This window comes from Geobacter psychrophilus (assembly GCF_056821595.1).
Genome location: NZ_JBXDTU010000004.1, coordinates 3,661,800 through 3,686,591, shown reverse-complemented (window position 1 = coordinate 3,686,591; position 24,792 = coordinate 3,661,800). Strand labels below are relative to the sequence as shown.

Annotated in this window: 26 protein-coding genes; 15 read left to right on the top strand and 11 right to left on the bottom strand. The window is 53.6% G+C overall.

What is annotated here, in order from left to right:
• Positions 1 to 69: 69 nt before the first annotated feature.
• On the bottom strand, positions 70 to 798 hold the full coding sequence (locus ACOCF6_RS19675; protein WP_482462020.1) for a carbonic anhydrase: 729 nt from the start codon (positions 796 to 798) through the stop codon (positions 70 to 72).
• A 108-nt stretch (positions 799 to 906) separates the two neighbouring features.
• Here ACOCF6_RS19675 and mazG point away from each other — a divergent pair, with 108 nt between their 5' ends.
• A complete protein-coding gene (gene mazG / locus ACOCF6_RS19670) occupies positions 907 to 1,710 on the top strand; it encodes a nucleoside triphosphate pyrophosphohydrolase (RefSeq protein WP_482462019.1) in 804 nt (267 codons plus the stop codon).
• A gap of 262 nt (positions 1,711 to 1,972) precedes the next feature.
• Here mazG and ACOCF6_RS19665 read toward each other — a convergent pair whose 3' ends face one another.
• Genes ACOCF6_RS19665 through ACOCF6_RS19655 form a run of 3 tightly spaced genes read right to left on the bottom strand, consistent with a single transcriptional unit; the run spans position 1,973 to position 5,429 of the window.
• Entirely contained in the window at positions 1,973 to 2,497 is a 525-nt protein-coding gene (locus ACOCF6_RS19665; protein WP_482462018.1) for a methylated-DNA--[protein]-cysteine S-methyltransferase, read from the bottom strand.
• Positions 2,497 to 4,071 carry a murein biosynthesis integral membrane protein MurJ gene (gene murJ, locus ACOCF6_RS19660; RefSeq protein ID WP_482462017.1) on the bottom strand — a complete coding sequence of 525 codons (1,575 nt, stop codon included), beginning with the start codon at positions 4,069 to 4,071 and terminating at the stop codon, positions 2,497 to 2,499. The genes ACOCF6_RS19665 and murJ overlap by 1 nt, the downstream gene beginning before the upstream one ends.
• Complete coding sequence (locus ACOCF6_RS19655; RefSeq protein WP_482462016.1) at positions 4,071 to 5,429, bottom strand: DNA recombination protein RmuC; 1,359 nt, start codon at positions 5,427 to 5,429, stop codon at positions 4,071 to 4,073. The genes murJ and ACOCF6_RS19655 overlap by 1 nt, the downstream gene beginning before the upstream one ends.
• A gap of 212 nt (positions 5,430 to 5,641) precedes the next feature.
• Between ACOCF6_RS19655 and ACOCF6_RS19650 the strand changes: the two genes are divergently transcribed.
• Entirely contained in the window at positions 5,642 to 6,229 is a 588-nt protein-coding gene (locus ACOCF6_RS19650) for a MucR family transcriptional regulator (protein ID WP_482462015.1), read from the top strand.
• A 33-nt stretch (positions 6,230 to 6,262) separates the two neighbouring features.
• Here the strand turns inward: ACOCF6_RS19650 and rsmA are convergent, their stop codons facing one another.
• The 6 genes from rsmA to ACOCF6_RS19620 form a co-directional block, all read right to left on the bottom strand.
• Positions 6,263 to 7,075, bottom strand: a complete 813-nt coding sequence (gene rsmA, locus ACOCF6_RS19645) for a 16S rRNA (adenine(1518)-N(6)/adenine(1519)-N(6))-dimethyltransferase RsmA (protein WP_482462014.1) — start codon at positions 7,073 to 7,075, stop codon at positions 6,263 to 6,265.
• Positions 7,072 to 8,094, bottom strand: coding sequence for a tRNA (adenosine(37)-N6)-threonylcarbamoyltransferase complex transferase subunit TsaD (tsaD, locus tag ACOCF6_RS19640; protein ID WP_482462013.1), 1,023 nt, complete (start codon positions 8,092 to 8,094; stop codon positions 7,072 to 7,074). Before tsaD ends, rsmA begins: the two co-directional genes overlap by 4 nt.
• A gap of 95 nt (positions 8,095 to 8,189) precedes the next feature.
• Complete coding sequence (locus ACOCF6_RS19635; protein WP_482462012.1) at positions 8,190 to 9,509, bottom strand: PhoH family protein; 1,320 nt, start codon at positions 9,507 to 9,509, stop codon at positions 8,190 to 8,192.
• Between the two features lie 62 nt (positions 9,510 to 9,571).
• The gene (locus tag ACOCF6_RS19630) at positions 9,572 to 10,711 is read right to left on the bottom strand and encodes an aminotransferase class V-fold PLP-dependent enzyme (RefSeq protein ID WP_482462011.1); all 1,140 of its coding nucleotides are present in this window, start codon (positions 10,709 to 10,711) and stop codon (positions 9,572 to 9,574) included.
• 14 nt (positions 10,712 to 10,725) lie between these two features.
• Positions 10,726 to 11,877, bottom strand: coding sequence for a right-handed parallel beta-helix repeat-containing protein (locus ACOCF6_RS19625; RefSeq protein WP_482462010.1), 1,152 nt, complete (start codon positions 11,875 to 11,877; stop codon positions 10,726 to 10,728).
• Positions 11,874 to 12,941, bottom strand: coding sequence for a GGDEF domain-containing protein (locus ACOCF6_RS19620; RefSeq protein ID WP_482462009.1), 1,068 nt, complete (start codon positions 12,939 to 12,941; stop codon positions 11,874 to 11,876). Before ACOCF6_RS19620 ends, ACOCF6_RS19625 begins: the two co-directional genes overlap by 4 nt.
• A 289-nt stretch (positions 12,942 to 13,230) precedes the next feature.
• Here ACOCF6_RS19620 and ACOCF6_RS19615 point away from each other — a divergent pair, with 289 nt between their 5' ends.
• The 13 genes from ACOCF6_RS19615 (at position 13,231) to ACOCF6_RS19555 (ending at position 23,702) form a co-directional block, all read left to right on the top strand.
• Positions 13,231 to 15,468, top strand: coding sequence for a vitamin B12-dependent ribonucleotide reductase (locus ACOCF6_RS19615; RefSeq protein WP_482462008.1), 2,238 nt, complete (start codon positions 13,231 to 13,233; stop codon positions 15,466 to 15,468).
• A 112-nt stretch (positions 15,469 to 15,580) separates the two neighbouring features.
• Complete coding sequence (locus ACOCF6_RS19610; protein WP_482462007.1) at positions 15,581 to 16,030, top strand: hypothetical protein; 450 nt, start codon at positions 15,581 to 15,583, stop codon at positions 16,028 to 16,030.
• Positions 16,031 to 16,143: 113 nt separating this feature from the next.
• The gene (locus ACOCF6_RS19605; RefSeq protein ID WP_482462006.1) at positions 16,144 to 16,440 is read left to right on the top strand and encodes a hypothetical protein; all 297 of its coding nucleotides are present in this window, start codon (positions 16,144 to 16,146) and stop codon (positions 16,438 to 16,440) included.
• A 241-nt stretch (positions 16,441 to 16,681) separates the two neighbouring features.
• Complete coding sequence (locus ACOCF6_RS19600; RefSeq protein WP_482462005.1) at positions 16,682 to 16,966, top strand: nucleotidyltransferase family protein; 285 nt, start codon at positions 16,682 to 16,684, stop codon at positions 16,964 to 16,966.
• A gap of 17 nt (positions 16,967 to 16,983) precedes the next feature.
• A complete protein-coding gene (locus tag ACOCF6_RS19595) occupies positions 16,984 to 17,187 on the top strand; it encodes a hypothetical protein (RefSeq protein ID WP_482462004.1) in 204 nt (67 codons plus the stop codon).
• A 384-nt stretch (positions 17,188 to 17,571) separates the two neighbouring features.
• Positions 17,572 to 17,865 (top strand): hypothetical protein, encoded by a 294-nt coding sequence (locus ACOCF6_RS19590; protein ID WP_482462003.1) that lies wholly within the window; start codon positions 17,572 to 17,574, stop codon positions 17,863 to 17,865.
• A gap of 77 nt (positions 17,866 to 17,942) precedes the next feature.
• Positions 17,943 to 18,386 carry a hypothetical protein gene (locus ACOCF6_RS19585; protein WP_482462002.1) on the top strand — a complete coding sequence of 148 codons (444 nt, stop codon included), beginning with the start codon at positions 17,943 to 17,945 and terminating at the stop codon, positions 18,384 to 18,386.
• 233 nt (positions 18,387 to 18,619) lie between these two features.
• Positions 18,620 to 18,922: a cytochrome c3 family protein gene (locus ACOCF6_RS19580; protein ID WP_482462001.1), complete on the top strand. Its 303-nt coding sequence runs from the start codon at positions 18,620 to 18,622 to the stop codon at positions 18,920 to 18,922.
• Positions 18,923 to 19,112: 190 nt separating this feature from the next.
• Positions 19,113 to 20,225, top strand: coding sequence for a 6-phosphofructokinase (locus tag ACOCF6_RS19575; RefSeq protein WP_482462000.1), 1,113 nt, complete (start codon positions 19,113 to 19,115; stop codon positions 20,223 to 20,225).
• A 150-nt stretch (positions 20,226 to 20,375) separates the two neighbouring features.
• Positions 20,376 to 20,930: a hypothetical protein gene (locus tag ACOCF6_RS19570; protein ID WP_482461999.1), complete on the top strand. Its 555-nt coding sequence runs from the start codon at positions 20,376 to 20,378 to the stop codon at positions 20,928 to 20,930.
• A 107-nt stretch (positions 20,931 to 21,037) separates the two neighbouring features.
• The gene (locus ACOCF6_RS19565; RefSeq protein ID WP_482461998.1) at positions 21,038 to 21,505 is read left to right on the top strand and encodes a DsrE family protein; all 468 of its coding nucleotides are present in this window, start codon (positions 21,038 to 21,040) and stop codon (positions 21,503 to 21,505) included.
• 7 nt (positions 21,506 to 21,512) lie between these two features.
• Positions 21,513 to 22,148 carry a class I SAM-dependent DNA methyltransferase gene (locus ACOCF6_RS19560; protein ID WP_482461997.1) on the top strand — a complete coding sequence of 212 codons (636 nt, stop codon included), beginning with the start codon at positions 21,513 to 21,515 and terminating at the stop codon, positions 22,146 to 22,148.
• A 660-nt stretch (positions 22,149 to 22,808) separates the two neighbouring features.
• The gene (locus ACOCF6_RS19555) at positions 22,809 to 23,702 is read left to right on the top strand and encodes a HAMP domain-containing protein (protein WP_482461996.1); all 894 of its coding nucleotides are present in this window, start codon (positions 22,809 to 22,811) and stop codon (positions 23,700 to 23,702) included.
• Positions 23,703 to 23,824: 122 nt separating this feature from the next.
• On the opposite strand, the gene ACOCF6_RS19550 is transcribed toward ACOCF6_RS19555, so the two are convergent.
• Positions 23,825 to 24,658: a hypothetical protein gene (locus ACOCF6_RS19550; protein ID WP_482461995.1), complete on the bottom strand. Its 834-nt coding sequence runs from the start codon at positions 24,656 to 24,658 to the stop codon at positions 23,825 to 23,827.
• Between the last annotated feature and the right edge of the window lie 134 nt (positions 24,659 to 24,792).

Below are 24,792 nucleotides of genomic sequence, written 5' to 3'. Positions count from 1 at the left end.
AAAAAAGAAGACCGCCAGCGTCATACGCCGGCGGTCTTCGATGAACTGACTGCTGAAACAGTCTCGGGGTTACTTGAACAAGCTTACAATGCCGTCATCAAGGTCATATTTGGCGGCAACGATCTTGATCTTGTTGGCATGGAGCAGGTGACTGATGATCTTGGAATTCTTTGTCAGGCCGGCTGCAACATTTTTGGCGTTGGCATCGACGACGCACTCAACAAACTCTTCCTTCTTGGTCTCGGCACATTTCTTGTCATCCTTGCAGGCCTGACAATCCTTGGCTGCAGTCTTGACCGAGGATGCCACAGCCTTGATGATCGCATCGATATTCTTGCTGCCGCTGCTCTTGCCCTTGGCATCTACCGTTGCCTTGACGGCACCACAGCGTTCATGTCCCAGCACCATGATCAGGGGACTGCCCAGGTGTTCGGCGGCATACTCAATACTGCCCAGGACAACCGGATCGGGAATGTTACCGGCAACGCGAATCACGAAGATTTCGCCCAGCCCTTTGTCAAAAAGGATTTCAGGCGGAACACGCGAATCGGAGCAGGTCAGCACGATGGCATACGGTTTCTGCGATTTTGCCAGACTGGAACGGGTAGACAGGTCACACAGCTTTGAACCGGTCATCTGGTTTTCTACATAGCGTTTATTGCCGTCCATCAATTTTTGCAGTGCCTCATCCGGCGACACTTCCGGACCACTGCTGGCTGTAGCAAAAGCCAGACCGGCAGCAGAGGCCACAAGAGCCAGGATTGCTGTAAACCTTCCAATTGCATGCTTGTTAAACATTTGAACCCCCTAAAATAGTTTTGTGCTAATGTAGTTATCCTGATAATTATGTCAACAGTTTTCTGTATACAAATATTACATTCAACCTAACTCAGAAAAGGATCACCAATGGCAACTGACCACACCGGTTTTGAAGCGCTGCTCACATTAATGAAACGCCTGCGCGGTCCCGGGGGCTGCCCATGGGATGCTGAACAGACCCATGAAAGCCTGACCCGTTACCTGCTGGAGGAGACCTACGAGGTCATTGAGGCCATCGACGCAAAGTCGCCGGAACATCTGAAGGAAGAATTGGGGGACCTGCTGCTGCAGCCGGTCTTTCATGCCGCAATTGCCGAAGAATCCGGCGCCTTCACCATGCAGGATGTCATCAGGACCTTGAGCGACAAGCTGATTCGCCGCCACCCTCATGTCTTCGGCGATATGCAGATCGCCGACAGCGCGGCCCAGATAGAAAACTGGGAACAGATCAAAAAGCTGGAAAAAGGTGTTGAACGCGTCTCTGCCCTGTCCGGCGTACCTCCGCAGCTGCCGGCTCTGCTCAAGGCACAAAAGATCACCGAAAAAGCTGCCCGGGTCGGGTTCGACTGGGAACATATCGACCAGGTGATGGCCAAGGTCATGGAAGAACTGCATGAGTTTGAAGAAGCCATGCTCGCCCGGGACAACGAGCATATGGAAGCGGAGCTGGGTGACCTGCTGTTTGCCATAGTCAATCTGGGGCGCTTCCTGTCAATCAATCCGGAAGAAGCACTTCGCAAAACAATAACCCGCTTTCAACAGCGTTTTCAATTTGTCGAAGACAGCCTGCATGCCCAGGGCAGACACATGAACGATACTCCGCTGAATGAAATGGACCTGCTGTGGGAAGAGGCGAAAAAGCGTGAACAGCGCCATCAAGGAGACAAGTGACAGGAATGTTACATGTTTTACAGTTACGCTACGGCTTATCCACAAAAATTGTGGATAACCTGTGGACAACAGTGTTGATGGAATTCAAAAGTGATATTTTTACAAGAGATTTTTGCACATTGCCGCTTTTTTATACACCACGCAATCCTTTTAATTACAGCTACTTAGGTATTGCACCTGCATTTTTGGGTACTTAGGGCATTAATGTGAATGTAACCCGATCAAATATGTTTTCGTGCCAAAGTTTACCTGTTAATAACCATCATTTTTCTTGACAGATAAGCTCCCCTTTAAATTCAACACCTTCCATCTGCAAAAGAATTTTTTTTAATTTCAAACCACCGGGAGCGCTATAACCGGTGAGTCGACCGCTCGCTGCAATGACCCGGTGACAGGGGATGATTATCGGGACGGGATTTGACGCCATGGCCCCGCCAACAGCCCTGGCTGCCCCGGGTGATCCGGCTAATTGTGCAACCTCACCGTAGCTCCTGACCTCACCGAACGGTATACTGCGAATCAATTCGAGGACCTGGCGTCTGAATGTGCCAGTCAGGGTCATATCAACAGGAAGCTCATCGAATACCTGTTGCTCACCCTTGAAATAGTTTATCAACATACCGGATACCCGCTCGGTAAGTGCCGATGACGTCATCTTGTCCTGGCCGGCATAGATAAAAACCCCTGGGGCGTTTTCCTGCGGGAGGTACACCCTCCGGATTCCCTGTCCGCTCGCCACAACGGCACCCACGCCAAGCTCGGTTTCAAATAACGAGACATATTCCATCACGCAACTCTCCTTCCGATTTTTTTCCTGATAATGTCAGACAGCGCGACCGCTTCATCAGAACGCAGCAACCTGGCTGCAACGGCATATATCAGCAACCCGATTGCTATCGCACCACCCAGCACACATAATTTTATCAGCTTTTGCCCGTTCAACGACCAATCAATCAGGGAACATATATAGTATACCACACATCCCATCGGCAACGACGCGACCAGGGCTTTGGCCCCGGATGCAACAATTTCCCGACCGCCGAACGGACCGATCTTGCGGCGCAAATACCAAAGCAGCAACAGCATATTGAACAGTGCCGACAGCGTGGTTGCCAGGGCCAGGCCGCCATGCAGCAGTGGTTTCATGAGAAGCAGGCTGAACAAAACATTGAGCAAAAAAGCGGTAAAAGCGGTCCAGACCGGGGTTTTGGTGTCCTTCAAGGCATAGAAGGCCGGAGCAAGCACACGCGTAAATGCCACAAAGGAGAGCCCGAGAGAATAATAAAACAGGGCCTGGGCAGCATTGGCCGTCTTGGCGTAATCGAACTCCCCCCCCATGAAGATCAGGCTGAAGATGGGGGTCGAGCAGATCATCAGTCCGGCCATGGCAGGTACGGTAATGAACAGGGTCAAGCGCAGCCCGAAAGAAAGCGACTCTTTCATGCCGGCCAGATTACCCTCGGCAGCCTGCTTGCTCATGGAGGGGAGCACGGCCTGAGCTATGGATACGACAAATATGCCCTGGGGAAACTCGAACAGGCGCTGGGCATAGTACAGGTAGGATACGCTCCCCTGCGGCAGCAGCGAGGCCAGGATGGCGCTGACGGTGATATTCAGGTAGTACACGCCGACGCCGAAGGTGGCGGGCAGCATCAGCAGGGCAATGCGCCGGACTTCCGGATTGCCGAAATCAAAGCGCAGGCGAAAGGGAAATCCCTTTTTCCACAACACCGGCAGCTGCAGCAGCAATTGGGCACAACCTCCCAGCAGCACCCCGACCGCCAGCGCGGTGATCGGAACCTGGAAAAAACCGCGCAGCAGGAGCGCTGACAGGATCATGGAAATATTCAGGAATACGGTGGAGATGGCCGGAGTAAAGAAGTGCCGCAGGGTATTGAGGATCCCCATGCAGAGCGCCACCAGGCTGATAAAAAAGATGTAGGGGAACATGATGCGGTTGAGCAGCACCGTCAGCTCAAACTTGCCCGGTACGGCACGAAACCCGGGAAACATCAGTCCGACGATCCAGGGCGAGAACAGGATGCCGACCAGGGTGACCGCGGCCATGATGATGGTCAGCAGGGTGAAACAGGTATTGGCCAGCTCTCGGGCCTCTTCTTCGCCCCGCTGATTGAAGGTGGCGGAAAAGGTCGGTACGAAGGCCGAGGTCAGGGCGCCCTCGGCAAAGAAGCGCCGCAGCATGTTGGGGATCTGAAAGGCGGCAACAAAGGCGTCGCTGGCAAATCCGGCTCCGAACAGGCGCGCCACGACCATGTCCCGCAGCATGCCCATGACACGCGACAGCATGGTGGCACTGCCCAAAATCCCGGCTGCCCGGGCGATATTGCGCTTTTCAGACATCAGGCCACGTCCCCGTCATCCCAGGGTTCCGATTCAAGCAGCGTAGCTGCCTCGGCCCCCGGCATCTCCTGCACCCCTTTGAGTTTCTTCTCTATGGAACGTGAGCGGACTGCCGCTGCGTCGATATGGTTGCCGGCCTCCTGCAGCTTCTTGCTGGTCTTTTCCAGCACCAGACCGAATTTTGAAAACTCCGTACGGACCGCTCCCAGCAGGTTCCATACCTCGGCCGAGCGCTTCTCGATGGCCAGGGTGCGAAAGCCCATCTGCAGGCTGTTCAACAGGGCCGCCAGGGTCGTCGGACCGGCAATCATCACCTTGAAATCACGCTGCAGTACTTCAAACAGCCCCGGCCGCCGCAGGACCTCGGCATAGAGCCCTTCAGTCGGCAGGAACATGACACCGAAATCAGTTGTATGCGGCGGATCCAGGTATTTGTCGCGAATGTCGGCAGCCATCAGCCGCACCGCCTTGTCAAGCTGCTTGCCCGCTTCGCCGGCCAATAGAACATCCCCCAGCTCCTGGGCCTCTACCAGTCTCAGGTAGTCCTCCTGGGGAAATTTGGCGTCCAGCGGCAGCCAGACCCGGCCGTCAGAGGTACCGTCCCTGCCGGGCAGTTTGAGGGCGAATTCGACCCGCTGACCGCTGCCAGCCCTGGTTTCCACATTGGCGTCGTACTGGCCGGGGGCAAGCACCTGCTCCAGCAGACTGGCCAGCTGGACCTCGCCAAAGGTACCGCGGGTCTTGACATTGGTCAGTACCTTCTTCAGATCGCCGACCCCGCTGGCCAGGGTCTGCATCTCCCCCAGGCCGCGCTGGACCAGCTCCAGACGCTCGCTGACCAGCTTGAAGGATTCTCCCAGCCGTTTTTCAAGGGTATCGTGCAGTTTCTCGTCTACCGTGAGCCGCATCTGTTCTAGCTTGCGGGCATTATCCTCCTGAATCAGCCGCAGGCGCTCCTCCACGCTTTCACGCAACTTGTCCATGCGACCTTCATTGCTGGCGGTCAGGTTTTTCAATTGCCCGGCAAAGATCTCCAGCTGGTCCTTCTGCAGACCGGCTATCTCGCTCATCCGCTTCAGCAGGGAATCACCGAGCGAGGAAACGACAACTGCATTTTCTTCACGTCCCTGCCGGGCTGACTGGAGTGCCTCTTCGCGATGACGGGCAAGCTCTTCCCGCAGCATGCGCTCCTGTCGTTCCAGTTGGCGCTCCAGGGAATCCAAGCGGGGTTCGAGACCATCAGGGGCACCGATCCGTGACATGCGCACCAGCACCAGCACAAGCAGCACAATGGATATAACGGCCAACAGCGGAATCGCATATAACATCAGTTCGGGCATAAGGTTCCCAGTATTCATGTATTTTGTACACCCCGTGACATTTCATTACACATCATTGCTGAATCAGGCAACCTGTTTTTTGAAGCCTTTTCAATGTTGCTGATGAATCAGGTACTGACAACCTGGCTATTGAAACAGTGTATACAGCTACTTGTATATAAATAGTCTTGATTTATGACAACACTTCATGTTTAATCCAGAAAATTTTAACTAACTAAAGGAGGTTACGTATGACATCTTCGCTTGTTGAACTTACCGCCAGCATTGTTTCTTCACATGCAGTCGGCACAGAAATGTCGAGTGATGAATTGATTCAGGAGATAAACAGGGTTTTTGCAACCCTCAAAAAGCTTGATACAGATGGTAGCGTCGCAGAACCTGCTGCCGACACGGCCGCCGCGCCCGCCATGACACTGAAAAAAGCATTCCAGAATGACCAGGTCGGTTGCCTGGTGTGCGGCAAGACCGGATTCAAAACCCTGACTCGGCACCTGAAACAGGCCCACGACCTGAAACCGGGGCAGTACCGCAGGCAGTTCAGCATCCCTTCCAGCCAGTCCCTGACAGCAAAAAACTACTCCGAAGCCCGCCGCAAGTCAGCCAATGAGAACAATCTGGCAGCCAACCTGGAAAAGGCACGCGCAGTTCGGGCGGCCAAAAACAAGGCTGCGGCTCCAAAGACCAAGCCAACGGCAGTTGTTGCAAAAGCCGAAAAAACGGTAAAAACAGCTCCGCTGAAACCGGCAGCTGCAGCAAAACCCTTAAAGCCTGCCAAAACAAAGCCGGTCAAGACCAAAGCGGTTAAAGCAAAGCCCTGATCTACAAAAAAACCGCCGTTACGGCGGTTTTTTTTATACAGTCACTTCGGAAAAACGTCGCGACAGGTGTGCAAACTCATCCAGGGCAAGCGTCTCCCCACGCCGCTTGCCATCAATCCTGCATTCGGCCAGAATCCCGGGCAGCTCATCGAGCGGCACCAGTTCGGCGGCTTTCAGGCAGTTGATCAATGTTTTGCGGCGCATGGCAAAAGCCCCCTTCACTACCCGCTTGAACACGACCTCATCCCCCACTGCCACGCGCGGCGCCGCCAACGGCACAAAACTTAGCACCGCAGAATCAACCTTGGGACTGGGGTGAAAACAGCCCGGGTGCACCAGAAATTCGCGGCGCATGTCAAACCAGAGCCCCAGCAGGACCGTCGTTACGCCATAATCCTTGCAGTCCGGCAGTGCCACCAGTCGATCACCGACCTCTTTTTGCAGCATCAGGACCATCCTGGACAGCTTGCCCCGCACTTCCAGCAGACGGAACAGAACCGCCGTAGAGATATTGTAGGGCAGATTTGCGACCACCTTCCAGCTATCAGCCGCAGACAGTATTTCCGCCAGGTCAACGGCCAGCACATCACCATCAATAACCGTCACACGCGGATCATGCGCAAAGCGTCTTTTCAAGCCCGCAGCCAGGGCGTGGTCGAATTCTATCAGGACCAGGCGACCGGCCCGGTCAGCCAGGATTTCGGTCAATGCTCCCCGACCGGGTCCGATCTCCAGGACACTGTCCTCCGGGTGAATGTCAGCGCTACGGATGATCTTCTCGATGATGTTCCCATCGACGAGAAAGTTTTGTCCCAATGCCTTGAGAGGGCGGCGGCCAGAGCTCACAGAAATATCTCCTTGATTCGATCCATTTCCCAGGTTGCAGTAACATCCAGCGAGGAGGGGGACACAAGCCCTTCACTCAGATAAAAATTGCCCGGCACCGCCAGCATGGCGGCGTTGTCTCCGCACAGGGCCGGCTGCGGAATATGCAGCTCCACGCGCCGCTCTTTGGCCAGGGCCGCCATTGCCGAGCGCAGTCCACTGTTGCAGGCGACGCCGCCGGCCACAACCAGCCGCTGCGCAGCGGTTTTTTCTATGGCTGATCCGGTTTTGGCCACCAGTACATCGCAGACCGCCTGCTGGAAGGATGCACACAGGTCGTTGGCGGCCTGGCCCGGAATGGTTACCGGGTGCTGTGTGATATGGTGCAGCATGGCGGTTTTGAGCCCGCTGAAACTGAAATTGAGGCTACCGTCATGCATCAGCGGCCGGGGCAGACGCACGGCCGTGCTGTCACCATCCCGGGACATCAGATCGATCTTGGCGCCTCCGGGATACTCCAGCCCCATGATTTTTGCCGACTTGTCAAAGGCCTCTCCGGCGGCGTCATCAACGGTCCTGCCCAGTGTGGTATAGCGGCCGAAACCCTCAACATGATACAGGTGGGTGTGCCCCCCTGAAACGACCAGGGCCAGAAAGGGAAAGGGGACCGGTTGTTCAAGGAAACCTGCGAAGAGATGTCCTTCGATATGATGCACGCCCACAAACGGTATCCCGCACGCAAACGCAATCGCCTTGGCCGTGGACAGTCCCACCAGGAGCGCGCCAGACAGCCCCGGACCGCGAGTCACCGCGATGCCCTCTATGTCGGTCAACCCGACACCGGCATCCTGCAGGGCCTGGCTGATCACCGGGGAGATCATCTCCAGATGTTTGCGGGAGGCGATCTCCGGCACGACGCCGCCGTAATCGGCATGTATGGCAATCTGTGAGGAGACTACCGACGAAAGGATTTCGCGGCCATCGCGCACCACAGCGGCGGCGGTTTCATCACAGGATGTTTCAATTGCTAGAACTAGCATGTATTCTCAAACCCTTACCACGGAGACACGGAGGCACGGAGATCATCAGAGTAAAGGTACCTCCGTGTCTCCGTGCCTCCATGGTGGATTTCTGATTATAATAGATTCGCGGCCAGCTCAGCCAGTTCCGAACGCTCACCTTTCGTGAGGGTAACATGGGCGGCGATGCGCTGACCCTTGAACTTCTCGACCAGGAAGGTCAGACCGTTACTGGATGAATCTACATAAGGGTTGTCGATCTGGTAGGGGTCGCCGGTCAGGATGATCTTGGTCCCCTCCCCCACCCTGGTTACAATGGTTTTTATCTCGTGCGGCGTCAGGTTCTGGGCTTCGTCCACGATCAGGTACTGATTGGGAATCGAGCGGCCGCGGATATAGGTCAGCGGTTCGATATCCAGCAGCCCCATAGCCATCAGCTCCTTGTAACCTTTATTGCTGTGACGTTTATCGGTTTCATGACCGGAGAGCAGCAACTCCACATTGTCGAAGATCGGCTGCATCCAGGGCGTCAGTTTCTCCTCGATATCGCCGGGCAGAAAGCCCAGATCCTTGCCCATGGGAAAGACCGGGCGGGAGACCAGCAAACGGTTATAAACGTTTTCTTCAGCGGTCTTGTGCAAACCGGCAGCGATTGCCAGCAGGGTCTTGCCGGTACCGGCCTTGCCGACCAGTGTCACCAGCTTGATGCTGTCATCCATAAGTACATCCAGGGCAAACGACTGTTCACGGTTGCGGGGAAACAGGCTCCAGATACCCTCTTTGGGTACCTTGCGCACCGGCACGATACGGCCGTTCTCCGGTGAATTACGGCAGATGGCGCTGTGAGCAGGATTGGTACTGTCCACGATGGTAATGAACTCGTTCGGCAGAAGTTCTCCCGGCGTTTCCAGCCATCCCTGACCATAAAACCGGTCAACCGCCTCAGCCGGGACTTCGATGGTGCGGGTGCCGGAATACAGCTCCTGGATATCGACCTTGTCGGACTCGTAATCCTCGGCGACCAGGCCGATGGCATCCGACTTGATCCGCAGGTTGCTGTCCTTGGTGACAAAGATCAGCTGGATGTCCGGAAACTGGTCGCGTATGTCCATGGCAACGGACAGGATGCGGTTGTCGCCGCTATCCTCCCGCAGATCGACCGGCAGGTGTTTGAGGTTTTTCTCCGTGAACAGCACCACCCGCAGGGTGCCGCCGCCCGGCATGGAAATCCCGGTCGCCAGCGACCCTTTTTCACGCATGGTATCCAGAATGCGTGAGATCTGGCGGGCATTGCGCCCGGTTTCATTCATGTCCTTCTTGAATCGATCGATTTCCTCGATTACCGTGATCGGTATAACAATATTGTTGTCTTCGAACTTGAACAGGGCTTGGGGATCATGGAGCAGTACATTGGTATCAAGGATAAAGTTTTTCATGATGTCCTTTCAGGTCTGAGTGGGGATGTAAAGAACAGAAGACAGGCTCACTGCGCCGTATCTTATGATATGCATGTTACAACGGCATCAGTAAAAATAGCAATGTCTTCGCGAGTAGTAAACCAGCCGGGACTCACCCGCACGGTGCCGCCGGGGAAGGTGCCCAGCGTGCAGTGGGCGCGCGGAGCACAGTGCAGACCGGCCCGCACGGCAATATCAAAGCGCTGATCCAGCTGGAATGCGAGATCGGAAGCATCATGACCAACGATCGTGAAGGAGAGGACCGCCCCCCGCAGTGCGGCATCCGCCGGACCGTACAGCGTAATGCCCGGCACCTTCTGCAGTCTCTCCATGGCATGGGTCACCAGGCTCCGTTCATGGTCGCCAATCACTGCCACACCCTGCTCCAGAACAAATTCGATACCGGCCTTGAGCCCCGCGATCCCCGGCAGATTGTGGGTACCGGCTTCAAAACCTTCCGGCAGGGCCCCCGGCTGATCTTCCGAGGTGGAATTGGTGCCGGTGCCGCCGCTCAGGAGCGGCTTCAAGGGCACATGGGCCGCTGCATACAGCAGGCCGGTACCCTGAGGGCCGTACAACCCCTTGTGTCCGGGGACGGCCAGCAGGTCAATGTTGCCGGAGACCACATCAATCGGCAGACAGCCGGCCGACTGGGCCGCATCCAGCAGAAACAGGGCCCCGGCTTCCCGCGCAACGGCTGCGATAGCGGCAATCGGCTGGATGGTCCCGGAAACATTGGAAACATGTCCAACCGCAACCATGCGGGTCTGAGGTGTCAATGCCCGGGCAATGTCCGCAGGATCGATACATCCGTCGGCACCCGCCTTAACGATCGTCAGCACTACCCCCTGCTGCTGCAGCAGATGGAGGGGACGGACCAGGGAGTTGTGCTCCATGGAACTGGTTATGACGTGATCACCCGGCACCAGTGTGCCCCGCAAAGCCATGTTGAGGGCCTCGGTGGCGCTGTGGGTGAAGATGATCCGGGAGGAATCGGGAACGCCAAAGAGGGCTGCGGCGGCCTCGCGGGCCTGGAACATGATGCGTCCGGCCTCCAGCGAGCGGCGATGGCCGCCTCTGCCGGGAGATGCGCCGACCTCGCGCATGGCATGCATAACCGCCTGATAGACGGATTCCGGCTTGGGATATGAGGTAGCTGCATTATCGAGGTAGATTGACATGGTCTCGGGGTGAATCAGGGAAATATTGCCGGCTTCTCGGACAACCAGGGATATACATTCACTGCAGCGCTGCGCAGGGCAGCGGCAGCAGCTGAGAGCTTGGCCACGATGGAAGCTTCATCGCTGCTGCCCCACCAGTTCTGCATGACATTCACCGTGTCCGACCCGCTGTACACGAGGTTGTTGCCGCCATTGCTGGTGATGGCATTACCCCAGAGCGTGGCACGATCATCTTCCAGCTTCAGCCCGTCAAGCATATTGTGTGATATCTGGCAGCGGCTGATCTTCAGGCGGGCAGCGGCAAGATGCAGTGCAACATCCCGATTCCGTATAAAACGGGACAGGAATACCTGTCCTTCCCCCCCGCTGATCCGGGCACCAAGCGCGTTGTCGGAAATTTCGCAGGAGCTGAACTTGAGGCGGCACTCCTCGGACAGGATGGCCTGCTGGCTGCTGCCGGTTACCATCACCGCCGACATCACCACCGAAGAACGGTACAGAAGCATGCCGCGTTTATTGCCGGCCAGCGCAGCATCCCGCAGCTCGACTTCACTGTCATGCACCATAACGCCGGTTTCGCAGGTGCTGATGTTCGCTGCTGTCAGTGTGGCGGTACTGTCTCGCAAACTACAGCCGGTCGTGCAGCCGGTGATCGAAAGCGCTTTGGCGCTGACGGTTGAAAAACGTCCTTCCAGACCTGTTTCAGCACCTTCAATGCGGCAGTGTTCAAATTGATTGCGTTTTTCACTGGACAGCAGCAGCACACCGCCCCAATCACCCCTGTTTGAAATTGCATACTGCGGTGCAAACAGGACCGGGCGATCAAGCGTACCGACGCTCTGAATCCGGCCCATGACAACCAGACGGGGCAACGGACGGACACCTTTGACCGGCAGGAAGCGTATGACTGTTCCCGGTTCAATTCGCAGCGTAGCCTGCGGTGCGACAACCAGATAGCCCTTGACGACAATGACCCCGCGCCAGGCGGTATCTTCGGTCAGCGTTGCATTGACATACGTTGCAGTAGCCTGCTCACTGGCCGCTTTCCGGCTCTGCGGCACGCTCGCAGCAGACGCCGGCAACACCACACACAGAACAATCAGCCACACCGCACAGCACAGACCGGGGAGCAGGGAGCGGAGGGCGATCGCCGTTTTCCGCCTCATTGCGTGACATCCGCACAGCAGCGCACACAGTTCTTGCCGGCAGACTTGGCCTGGTACATCAGATCGTCGGCCCGGGCAACCAGCACGTCAGCATTCTCCCCGTCAGCAGGATAGCAGGCCACCCCCACACTGACCGTAATCGGCTCCTTGGAAATGCTGCGCATCAACTTTCTGGTATCAGCGACAATCCGCTGCCTGATGCGCTCGGCCACCTTGCAGGCGCTCTTGCGGGAGGTCTCCGGCAGGATGATGGTCAGCTCCTCGCCGCCGTAGCGGAACGCAAAATCAACACTGCGCAGGGCCTTTTCAACGGATGCGGCAATGGTCGCCAGGATGCGGTCTCCCATGGGATGTCCGTAGGTATCATTGAAACTTTTGAAATTATCCACATCAATCATCAGCAGTCCGAATGACTGGTTATAGCGGGAGGCGCGCTCCAGTTCCTGGGGCAGTTCCTGATCGAAATAGCGGCGATTATACAGACCGGTCAGGGCATCCGTAATAGCCATCTGGAAGGTTTCGTGATGAAGTTTGGCGTTTTCAATAGCCATGGCCGCGAACGAGGCCAGAACGGAAATCAGTTTCATGCGGTCTTTGTCGAACGAGCGCGGCACAAAATCATCCAGATACAGTACACCGTGGATGCTCCCCTTGGTGACCAGCGGGATGCAGATCAGTGAACGGATGCCTTCCTTGACCGCCAGCGGGTTATTGAAGAAATCCACCTGTTCCGTATCTTCGACAAACAGGATTTCGTCATGCTGCAGCAGCTGGTCGGTCAGCCCGCCCGGCGTCACCGCCCAGGAGCTGCGTGCCACGAACTCCGGGCTCAAGCCGCTATGGGCGCGCAGCGTCAGGTCTCCGGTGCGGTTGTCGTACAGGGCCACACTGCCGGCGGGGATGCCGGTAAAGCGCATGGCGCTGTCCAGAATCGCCTTCAACAGAGCGTCAAGCTCGATGGTAGAGACCGAAGCCCGGGCAACATCGATCAGGTCGTTAAGGGCCCTGACCTGCTCCTGCAACTCGTCGGCACTGCATATATCACAACCTGAGACAATTGGCATAGAACCTGTTTCCTGAGTATAATCGCTACATTTTCTAGCACAATTTGCAGGTACTGTAAATTCATTGTTGATTTTGTTAACAAATCTGTCCGGCAGTACGCATAAAGGCTGTTTTCAAGTGCTTTCAACAAGTTATGTTTTTAATAAATATTGTGTTGACTCTCCATATATGTTGTGGTTTATTTCTTGCCGCGACACTAAATCTAGTGTTTCACGCATTCCAGACCACACTCGCCAAATCCAGCGATTTCACTCAACATTTATTTCAACACCAGGGAGACACAACCACATGAAAAAAGAATCCGCGAAAAACAGCATTCCCGCACTTTCCAAAAACGCCATCACTGTTCTGGAAAAACGCTACCTGCGCCGTGATGTCGAGGGCAAAGTTCTGGAGACGCCGGCCGACATGTTCCGGCGGGTCGCGGATACCATTGCTGCACCGGACAAGAAATTCGACAAGAAGGCTGACCTCAAGGGGCTGTCCGATACCTTCTACAACATGATGACCCGCTTCGAATTCCTGCCCAACTCGCCGACCCTGATGAACGCCGGCCGTCCGCTGGGCCAGCTCTCGGCCTGTTTCGTCCTGCCGGTGGGCGACTCCATGGAAGAGATCTTCGACGCCGTCAAGTTCACGGCCCTGATCCACAAATCCGGCGGCGGCACCGGCTTCTCCTTTTCGCGCCTGCGTCCGGCCAACGACGTGGTCAGCTCCACCACCGGCATCTCCAGCGGTCCGCTCTCCTTCATGCGGGTCTTCGACATCGCCACCGAAACCATCAAGCAGGGGGGCACACGCCGCGGCGCCAACATGGCCATCCTGCGGGTCGATCACCCCAACATCGTGGATTTCATCATGTGCAAGGCCGATCAGAAGCAGCTCAACAACTTCAACATCTCCGTCGGCCTGACCGAAAACTTCATGAAGGCCGTGGAGCGTGACGAGGAATTCGACCTGATCAACCCGCGCGACAAGAAGGTGGTCGGCACCAAGAACGCCCGCAAGGTCTTCCAGCTGATCGTCAAGCAGGCCTGGGAAAACGGCGAGCCGGGCATCATCTTCCTCGACCGCCTCAACCGCGACAACCCTACCCCGCTGGTCGGCGAGATCGAATCCACCAACCCCTGCGGCGAGCAGCCGCTGCTCCCCTATGAATCCTGCAACCTGGGTTCGATCAACATGGGCAAATTCGTCACCGACGGCGCCATCGACTGGAAGAAGCTGAAAGAGGTCATCGTCAACTCGGTCCACTTCCTGGATAACGTCATCGAGGCCAACAATTATCCCCTGGAGCAGATTCACGACATGACCCACGCCAACCGCAAGATCGGCCTGGGACTGATGGGCTGGGCCGACATGCTGATCATGCTGGGCGTGCCCTACAGTTCCGAAGAGGCCGTCAAGCTGGGCAAGAAGGTCATGAAGTTCATCAACGACGAAGGACACCTGGCCTCACAGGAACTGGCCAAGAAGCGCGGCTCCTTCCCCAACTACAAGGGTTCGATCTTCGACAAGAAGGGCGCGCCCCCCATGCGCAACGCCACCGTCACCACCATCGCACCCACCGGTACGATCTCGATCATCGCCAATGCCTCCTCGGGCGTGGAGCCGCTTTTCGCCATCTCCTACATCCGCACCGTCATGGACAAGAACGTCATGATAGAGGTCAACCCGATGTTCGAGCAGATTGCCAAAGAGCGCGGCTTCTACTCGGAAGAGCTGATGAAGAAGATTGCCGAGCACGGCACCTGTGCCGACATCCCCGAGGTGCCGGCCGATGTGCGCCATGCCTTTGTCACGGCCCACGACATCACACCCCATGACCACATCCAGATGCAGGCCGCCTTCCAGCAGCACACGGACAACGCCGTCAGCAAGACCGTCAACTTCCCCAGCTCCGCCACCATCGACGATGTGGAGAAGGTTTACATGATGGCCTACGAAACCGGCTGCAAGGGTGTCACCATCTACCGCGACGGTTCCCGCGACGAGCAGGTGCTCTCCACCTCCAAGAAGGAAGAGCATGCCGCCGTAGCCGCCACTCCGGTGGAGGATGACAAGAAGGCCGTCAAGCGCGAGCGTCCCAAGGCGCTCAAGGGTCAGACCCACCAGATGCAGACCGGCTGCGGTCCGCTCTACATCACGATCAACGAGGATGACAACGGCCTGTTCGAGCTGTTCACCACCATGGGCAAGGCCGGCGGCTGCGCCGCTTCCCAGTCCGAGGCCATCGGCCGCATGGTATCGTTAGCCTGGCGCTCCGGCGTACAGGCCCGCCAGGTCGTCAAGCAGTTGCTGGGTATCTCCTGCCACTGCCCGTCCGGTTTCGGCGACAACCGCGTGACCTCCTGTGCCGATGCGGTTGCCAAGGCCATTCAGGATCACATGATCAACAACGGCTACGACATCAACACTGAGAAGGCCGTCCAGGAGCGCGGCGCCTGCCCCGAGTGCGGCGGCATCGTCGAGCACGAGGGTGGCTGTTCGGTCTGCCATGTGTGCGGGTATTCGGAATGTGCATAACGAGAGCTTCTCTCCATAGTTGAACGCTGAAACATGACCGGCGCCGCGGAATATTCCGGGCGCCGGTCATGTTTTGAAGAACCGAGAAATTAACCCAATAAAGGAGAATCTTATGTGGCAAGTTGAGAATGAATTTAAAGTAATAATTGGCGGAAACACTTATATCAACACTCCAAACATCATAGATTACAAAGGTGTTTCGTTGTTCACCATCAGGAGAAGCGACGATGGCTTGCTTGGCATTGATTTTGACATTTTCAACAAGCAAGGTGCAAGAGTCGCTACGGTCAGAAAAGGTGTAATCGTGCAAGGCAACCAATCTGAATACACCATAACAACCGGAATGGATCGCTACACCTTAACTGAAAATAAAACCGGGACAATAATTTGCGACATTAAAAAGAGGTCACAAGCAACCCAAGCAGAAATGGAAATATCGGTCAAACTTTACACTCCTGACGGCTTTTTATTCGACGCGACACCAACAGAAACAAATCTTCCAGGTATTAAAATGAGCGGTAACGTATTCTCAAATTGTAGCGGCGGAATAGCAATCGTATAATCAGTTTTTGAGAAAAAACAGGGGGGCAGAAAAAGCAGAGGGGTCAAGTCTCCAAAATTCAAATTTGAGATTTGGAGATTTGCCCCCTGTTGATACCCCTTAGGGAGGAGAAGATGCCTGTCTTTAATTTGAAGCTACAGCAGACCTATTTCAATCAGGGCTTCTTTAATGTAATAGTCGACTATGACCGCTACATTCGAAAGACTGAGGGTCCGGTGCGCCTGCGTTTGGGACGCGACGGCGCCGAGATTGAGGCGAAGCTAAATCGCCGCGCAAACAACAATGGCACTGCACGCATTCTGGGTGGTGTGCCACTTCGCGATTGGTTCCAGAGCAATTTCAAGCCAATGGACACCGTTGGGGTAGACCTCTCCTCGGAAAATCTCATCGTTCTCAACACATGCGAATAAGGGGTCATGGCTGGGAAAAACTAGGAAAAACTAGGGACACTGCCCGGTTTTCGGAATGTGCATAGTCACCCCCCCCTTTGAGAAAGGGGGATTGAGGGAGATTTGCTGAAAACAAAACCGGCGGCGCGGAATTATCCGGGCTCCGGTTTCTCATTTCATTCTACGCTTAATCGCTCTTGCAACTTTAAGCTGTTCGGGTAGAATACCGACAACTTGCAAGCATCTCTGAGAAGGGTTCCCAATGGCGCAAATAACCCGGTTTGACGATCAAATAATCAGCTTCATGCGACAACATGGTGCTGAGAAAATCGGTGTATTCGGCTCGTACGCCCGTAACGAGGCGCGAGCAGACAGTAATCTGGATCTCATGGTCTGGTTCAAAGAGCAGAAGAGCCTGCTTGGTATGATTCGCATCGAACGCGAACTGTCTGAACTGCTTGGGGTCAAGATCGATTTGCTGACCGAACAGGCGGTCAGTCCCTATCTGATTGACCGAATCAGGCAGGAACTCAAAGTGATTTCATAATGGTTCGGGACGATAAAATGAAAAAAGAATATGATTTTTCAAAGGCCGAGCAAGGCAAGTTTTATTGCAAGCCAGAGAACATGAAAATACCGGTCTACCTCGACAGCGTATTGGAGTCTTTCTATTCGGAACGGGCCAGAAAGCGCAAGATTGACATGGGTACCCTCATCAATACGGTTCTGCGTAAGGAAATGGATCTTGCGAAGGAACTTGGGGTCTAATAAATAATGGCCTTAGCACTCTCAGGAGCGCGGCACCTGTCCCGAGTTCGGCGGCATCGTCGAGCACGAGGGTGGTTGTTCGGTCTGCCATGTGTGCGGATATTCGGAATGTGCATAACGAGAGATTCTCTCCATAGTTGAACGCTGAAGCACAACCGGCGCCGCGGAATATTCCGGGCGCCGGTTTGTGTTTGAAGACCAGATTCGATGAAGTAGAAATTTTTCCATGTGGGTGGATGAGCAATTCACACACCCGTAAATTGCTCGAAAACAATTTATATTTATCAGCCTATTACACATGCTATTGCGCCCATCATTCCAAAAAGGGAGGATGGCCAGATCCGGTCAAATATGAGTTAAGCGATCAAGCCTAAAGGAAATATATTGTTCATAATTGAGGATGAAATACATGCAGAATGGTGTGGTAGATTTGCTGGTTTTTCCGAGGCGCTAACCGAACTCCAGGAAAGAAGTAAAATTGCATGGAACCAGGAACCCAACAAATGCCCATGCACCAGTTGGAAGACCTGTGAGCGTGAGTATTCAATCGTTGAATATGACTCTTCAATTGAGCCTTGGCGTGAACTATCAAGAACACCAATTCTAAAAATATCTTCAGTCGGAGCAAGTTGGGAAAAAGGATTTGAAACCGGTCCTAAAATAATTGAGAACGCATAACATAGCCGCTTAGACTTGACCGGAAACCTGTCAGGTCAGCGCCCACACCGTTAGGCGAAAAAAATATGAGGCAATATATGAACAGACTGTTGGTTCAAGCATTGACGGTTTTGATGGCGATGTTATTGGTTCATAAAGTATCTTTGGCCACAGAATATGACTGTTCCAAGGTTGTTCATGTTGAAAGCAATTCATCGGAAGCAAAAGAAATTCAGAGATATCTTGAAGACATCATAAACAAGTACCAAAAAGAAAAAGGAAAACTTGAATTCAGAACGATTGAGAAAACAGGAAAGTGGATTGTTGTAGAAGTTGATTTTTCTAACCTTGAGCCGGGGATATTCGTGCTCAATCGAACAAAGAAGGGTTTTCGGGTTGCTGCTGAATTCGGAGGATACGTGGAAAAGGAACCTGAAAAAGCCATCCGTGCATATTTCATAAATAAAGTCCCATCTGCCCCGAAAGAACTTTTCCAATGTTACACCCCCAAAGGGGCACCATTTCATAGAGAAGGCGAATAGGTATGCCTAATCAGGGCGCCGGACCGTGACCGGGCAATAAAACCGCCCGACAGGTCAGCGCCCACATCGTTAGCCAAGAAACAAGATAAAAAATATTTTTTATCCAGGATTAAAATGGGGACAGGATGCTTTATTGACGGATAACATTAAAAACCAGCCTGTCCCCTTTTTTCTTGGTCAACGGATAAAATTGCCGATTCGTTTCATATCTCAAACAACAAGGAGACACTAAGATGAAGACAATTCTATTCACAGTTTTTGCCGTTGTTGCTTTTAGCGGAATTGCCCTTTCGGCTGATATCATGGAATTGCCCACAACTAAGAACAGTGTGACCTTCCCGCACAAAAGACACCAGTTGAAGTTGGAAGATTGCACCACATGTCATGACTCGCCAAAGGGGGGCAAGGTTGCTGACCTCGGTAAAGAGTGGGCGCATAAAAACTGCCGAGAGTGCCATAATGAGATGAAGAAAGGCCCGCAAGCATGCAGAGACTGTCACAAGAGGATTGATCCCTCACTCAAAAAACAATCCTGACCTCTTGGACAAACATGACGACATTCGCGCTGCCCTAGCATATGGAGCCGAACTGGCTCGTGACAGCAGTGTCAGGTCTACACATTTTACATTGTCATAAATGTAGTCCTGACACTACCTGCTCTTCCGGTTTCACCCTGCCCTCCCAGAATAAAGTTTAAGGAATTCATAACGGAAAGGACTTCCAGCCATGAGCAAAATGATCGGCATCCTGACATCCGGTGGTGACAGCCCGGGACTTAATGCGGCTATCCGGGGTGTAGGTAAGGCACTTCTGGGACGATATGGCATGAAGGTGATCGGGTTCCGCGACGGTTTTCGCGGCATGATGGAAAACCGGACCCAACGGCTTGATTCAGCGGCACTCTCAGGCATTCTCACCCTGGGAGGAACTATTCTCGGCACGAGTCGCGACAAACCCTATGCCATGCCTGTTGCCGGTAAGTTGCGGGATATGACCGATGTCATCGTGGACAATTACCGCAAGCACCATCTGGATGCACTGGTCTGCCTGGGGGGTGGCGGGACACAAAAGAACGCCTATCACCTGATGAAACAGGGACTGAACGTGATCACACTCCCCAAGACCATCGACAATGATGTGCCCTTGACCGATGTCTCCTTTGGCTTTGATACCGCTCTCGGCATTGCCACAGAGGCGATTGATCGGCTGCACAGTACGGCCCATAGCCATCATCGCATTCTTGTTCTGGAACTGATGGGGAACAAGGCCGGCTGGCTGGCTCTGGGTTCCGGCATTGCCGGCGGCGCCGATGTCATTCTGATTCCGGAAATACCCTACGATGTGGAGAAAGTGGCCGCGGCTATCATGCGTCGCAGCCACAACGGACAGGGTTTCAGTATCGTTGCCATGGCTGAGGGGGCCATTTCCCGACAGGTCGCCGCCAAGCTGGCTGAAGAGGGCAAGGACAAGCTGGACAAAAAGAAGAAAGCGCCGAAACTGCAGGCCCAGGAAAGGGTGGCGGAGAGCAAACCGGGCAATAGCCTGCATCTGGCCCAACAGCTGGAAGGGCTCACCGGTCTGGAATCACGCCTCACCATTCTTGGATACCTGCAGCGCGGGGGGACACCTTCGGCGGGAGATCGCCTGTTGGCCACGCGACTGGGAACGGCCTGTGCCGACCTGATCAATAAAGGCGAATTCGGCGTTATGGTAGCTGCACGGGGTGATGGCGTCGAGCAGGTAGCGCTCAAGGATGTCGTCGGCAAACGTAAGACAGTGCCGTTGGATCATGACTGGATTGAGAGTGCCCGCAGCGTACATACCTGCTTTGGAGATTGACGGCAGAAGCGAACAACAAAGAGAGAGTAGAGGCTTGCGAACTGCCCTATAAAACTGGCAGGTCAAAACCATGCCCTTTTGATATTAAAATGTAGAAATGCTCTGCCCCCATCCAACAAAGTGGCAATTCAGGAGAGGAAGGTTACGCCCGTGCTCCAGATTTACTTTTCACGAAAACTGGCGGTATTTGCAACAGCTGCTTGTGCTGGTGTGTTTTTCATGTGCATCCTGGGACTTAATCGCATAAATGATGAGACGCCTGTGCTTGTACGGTCCATGCTTTGGATAATGGTACCTCTGATGATCTGGGGTTTTGTTGCCTATGTGAGGCGGCTATTAAAACCGCTGCTTATGCTTAGGGCAGACAGACGTGGAGTAATGATATTTTGTGATTCATCACGTGGAGTTATTCCCAAAGAAGGTGTTTTTCTACCTTGGAATATTGTCTCTGATATGTGTTATGAGGTACGAAGCGGTCATGGAGGAATGAATAACAGGGTTTCTATCCCTGTTATCACCTGCACCCTGTCAGGGGAGGCACCATTTCCAGTTGAAAAACATAGCGCAGCGTATCTGATTGACGACAGAAACAGGATCGTCTGCCTCGATGCCTTTAATGGAAACATAACCAAACACGCAATGCTGGATCAGCTACCCCCCCTTTGGCAGTCAGAAATGAAAAATCAAACGCCACAGAAGCAATAAGGGGACACCTGATTGAAAGAGTCTACCAGTATAGAGAAATTCGCACCTGTTCCCTTATTGCTTGTCTTACGCAATTCAAAATATTCAAAACGAGAGGAAGCGACAATATGCGTATTCAACCATTTTTAATTGTACTATTGCTCATGATGACATGTTCCCCCGTGATACATGCTGCACAGAAACCGGATGACCGCGAGGCGTTTTCTGGACTCAAGACAGCCAAGGTTATTTTTGATGTGCGCGTTGCAGATCTTGAGAAACTGGTCTTCAATCTGAGCCTCTTTGATGAAACGTTGGATGGGATGGTCGCGCAGGGGGTCAAACCGAACATGATTGTTGCTTTTCGCGGTCCCGGAGTGAAGCTTCTGACGGCCACCGCACTTGATGATGAGGCAATAGCTCTGTTCCAAACTTTAAAAAAGAAGGGAGTGCGCTTTGAAGCGTGTGCCGTGGCAATGCGTGTATTTAAAGCAGACCCGTCAGGACTTATCCCGGAAGTCAAGTTGGTTGCCAATGTGTTAAATTCATTTATCGGATATCAGAATAAGGGCTTTGCAATAATAACTATCAATTGAGGAAAACATGGAAATCGTAACGCGGGATTTTAACAAGGTTGCCGCAACATGGGATGAAGAACCGAGACGGCTGAAACTGGCGGGCGATGTTGCGGATTCTATCGCCAAGAATATCCACCTGACGTCCAGCATGGATGTCCTTGATTTCGGCTGTGGCACCGGTTTGTTGACCTTGAATTTGCAGCCGCAGGTCCGCTCGATAACCGGCGTTGACAGTTCACAGGGCATGCTCGAAAAACTCAGGGAAAAGACTGAACATCTTGGGGTCTCAAATGTGGCTGCAGTTTACAAGGATATGGACAAAGGAGATGTTCTGGAAGGCAGCTTTCACCTCATCACCAGTTGCATGACACTCCATCACATCAGGAACATTGAACCGCTCCTGCATAATTTTTATAATTGTATTCTTCCTTCCGGGTACTTAGCCATAGCAGACCTCGACCTCGACGACGGCCAGTTTCACGAAGACAGCAGCGGTGTTTTCCATAACGGGTTCGACAGAACATGCCTTCATCAGATAGTCAGGGAGGCAGGTTTCGATGATGTGAACTGCATAACAGCCACCAGCATATCCAAACCGACTGCAGGCAAAGGATCACGAGAGTTCACCGTCTTTCTTCTGACCGCTCGAAAACCCGATTAGGTTGCATCACTGCTGATTCAGCATTATACACGGGTATGCAAAGAAACTTTACATTCCCCTAACATACCGGAATCACAAGCCATATCTGCCGTTTCTTCAAATCTGCAAAAAATCTTTACGCTTTCATATCTTGCTGTAATTATGTGCTAAATTTCCCGAATTCACTGTTGTGTAATGAAGCTTTACAACAACATTATCCGCATAATCCCCCTCGGCAGCACAGCTCCCGGAATCCAACACACACTTCGAAATACAATCATCAGCAAAGTCAGCATGTTACAGTAAAACTGCGGGTGACAATCCATCTTGGCATGTCCCGTGTAATAGTGGACCTCCAGCAACCAGCTCAAAAAAATACATGATCAGTCAGACCTCCGTAATTGAAAAACAAACCGGAAATTGTCGCATGCGCAGATCTGACCCTCAGCGATTATTCCGGCACGTGAAAAACATATTTAAAGTCGTTTTATTATTTTGTATTCCAACCTCAGTATTCATAAAAATTTATTTATTAGCAGCCTAAAACATCAATAAAACAAGTCAGTTGCTTATACTTCATTTAACAAAAATCGTTTGTTTATTTTGAATATCTGGTATACATTGCCCGCTGTGTCGACATATCTGTAAGCAGGTACAACTGAATAAAGGAGGATGGGGAGAATGTTCAGAAAGATCAGCATCAAAGTCGCATTAAAGGTGAACCTGGTACTCCTGGTCATCGTGGGATTCGGAACGGTCATGTTGGCCAAGGAGCAGTTCCTGCGCCTGGATGCGCAGTACAAGTCGCAGGCAAAGTTCGAAAGCATCGTGGCTGCCAAGGCTGTCGGCAAGCTGCTTGAAGAGGCTATTGACAATCGCGCCCTTACTGCTGCGGATGCCTTTGATATGAATTACCAGCCATACGGTTCGTTCGATCCCGCCAAATATCACACCAAATATGATAGCTACGCAGATAAGGCGCTTTTGGGGCTGCAGGACGAGATGCTCAAGAATCCCAGCGTCGTGTACGCTGTTACCGTGGATACCAAGGGCTATCTCCCGACCCACAACTCGAAATATCAACAGCCAATTACCGGTGATAAGGCTAAAGACAAGGTCGGCAACCGGACAAAGAGGATATTCAACGATGAGACCGGCCTGGCAGCTGCCCAAAACACTCAGCCCGGTTTTGTCCAGGTTTATAAGCGGGATACCGGCGAAACCATGTGGGACGTTTCCTCTCCCATCATGGTCAAGGGTAAACAGTGGGGCAATTTCCGGATCGGACTTTCCATCGAGGCCTTGAACCAGGCAAAGAACACCGTCCTGCTCCATCTGCTCATAAGCATGGCGGTCATCATCATTGTTACTTCCCTTTTGATCCACTTCACCATTCACAGCTCGCTGCAGCCGCTGACTCATCTTACTGAAAAGGCCTCCCGCATGGCGGATGGGGAGGTTACCGCCCCCATCCTGGCCCACACGAAGGATGAAATCGGAGAACTGGCTCAGGTGCTTGAGAAGATGCGCATCAGCATGAAGACGGCAATGGAGCAATTGACGAGGATGAAATAAAACCGCTGGCAGCACTGAAACACACCTGCCGGAAGTGAAATAGGAAACAGGCTGCTTTTTCAAAATCTTTCTGAAAAAGCAGCCTGTTTTTTTGCCCGCACAAACTCCGGTTGGTGTGCCCCCTAACGGAAACAGTAGGAAAAACTCACTCCGACAACATCCTCATCAGATTTTGGCTGGTAAACACCGGTGGTGGAACTGATCCTGACCACAGGGGACGGTCCGGTCCGGTATCCTTCATAAAACAGTGCCGGCCGCAGCGTTCCGGATCGGGCGCCGAGTTCGGCAAAGGCCGACCAGCGCGGCTCGGGGTAAACGGAATTGTTCCCAACGCCGGCAATGTCGCTGGAGTTGCTGTTGTAGAAGGGATATTTGCCGCCCCCCTCCACAAAGATGCGCCAATTGCTGGTGAGCGGGATGGACAGGGCAGCTCCGACCTTGGTGTAGGCGCTTTCCCAGACCTCGGTGCTGCCGCTGACCCGCACGGTTGAGGCACCATCCTTGGCGGTAGAATCCTGCAGGTCCCTGACCCACAGACGATAGCCGAGACCGGCAAACGGTTCCAGGCGGACGTCGCCGAGCGGCAGAGCCCAGCCGAGCGCAATCTCTTCTTTCCCCCCCACGTAGCTGACGTCTGTTTTGACCGGCAGGTTACTGGGCGCCTGGGTATGGCCGTCGTAATCGACCACGCCGCCAAAAAGCCCTACTTTTCCCTTGAAGGTCAGGGTACCGGCCCGTTCAGTCTTGAGCAGGTCAAGGACAATGGTGCCGTCAACCCCGTATATGGGGCCCTGTTCGGTCAGGACGTTCTGCCCGGCGACCGATTCCTGCCAATGGAAATAGGCGATGGACGGCCCGATGAACAGTTCACGGATGCCGCCATACTCGGCGGCCGCCGCTGGGCTGGCCAGCATTACCAGGGCAAGTGTAATAATAGACTGACGATAACTGTTCATGAATTCCCTCCTTGTATGTGGCAACGCTTGTGAAATTTGCCATGGAATGCGCGCCCATGGTATACAACTACTGTTATGTGCACAACCCGTTAATATCAAGCCCGGCGGCTGTGATCCGATCGATGCCCAATTAG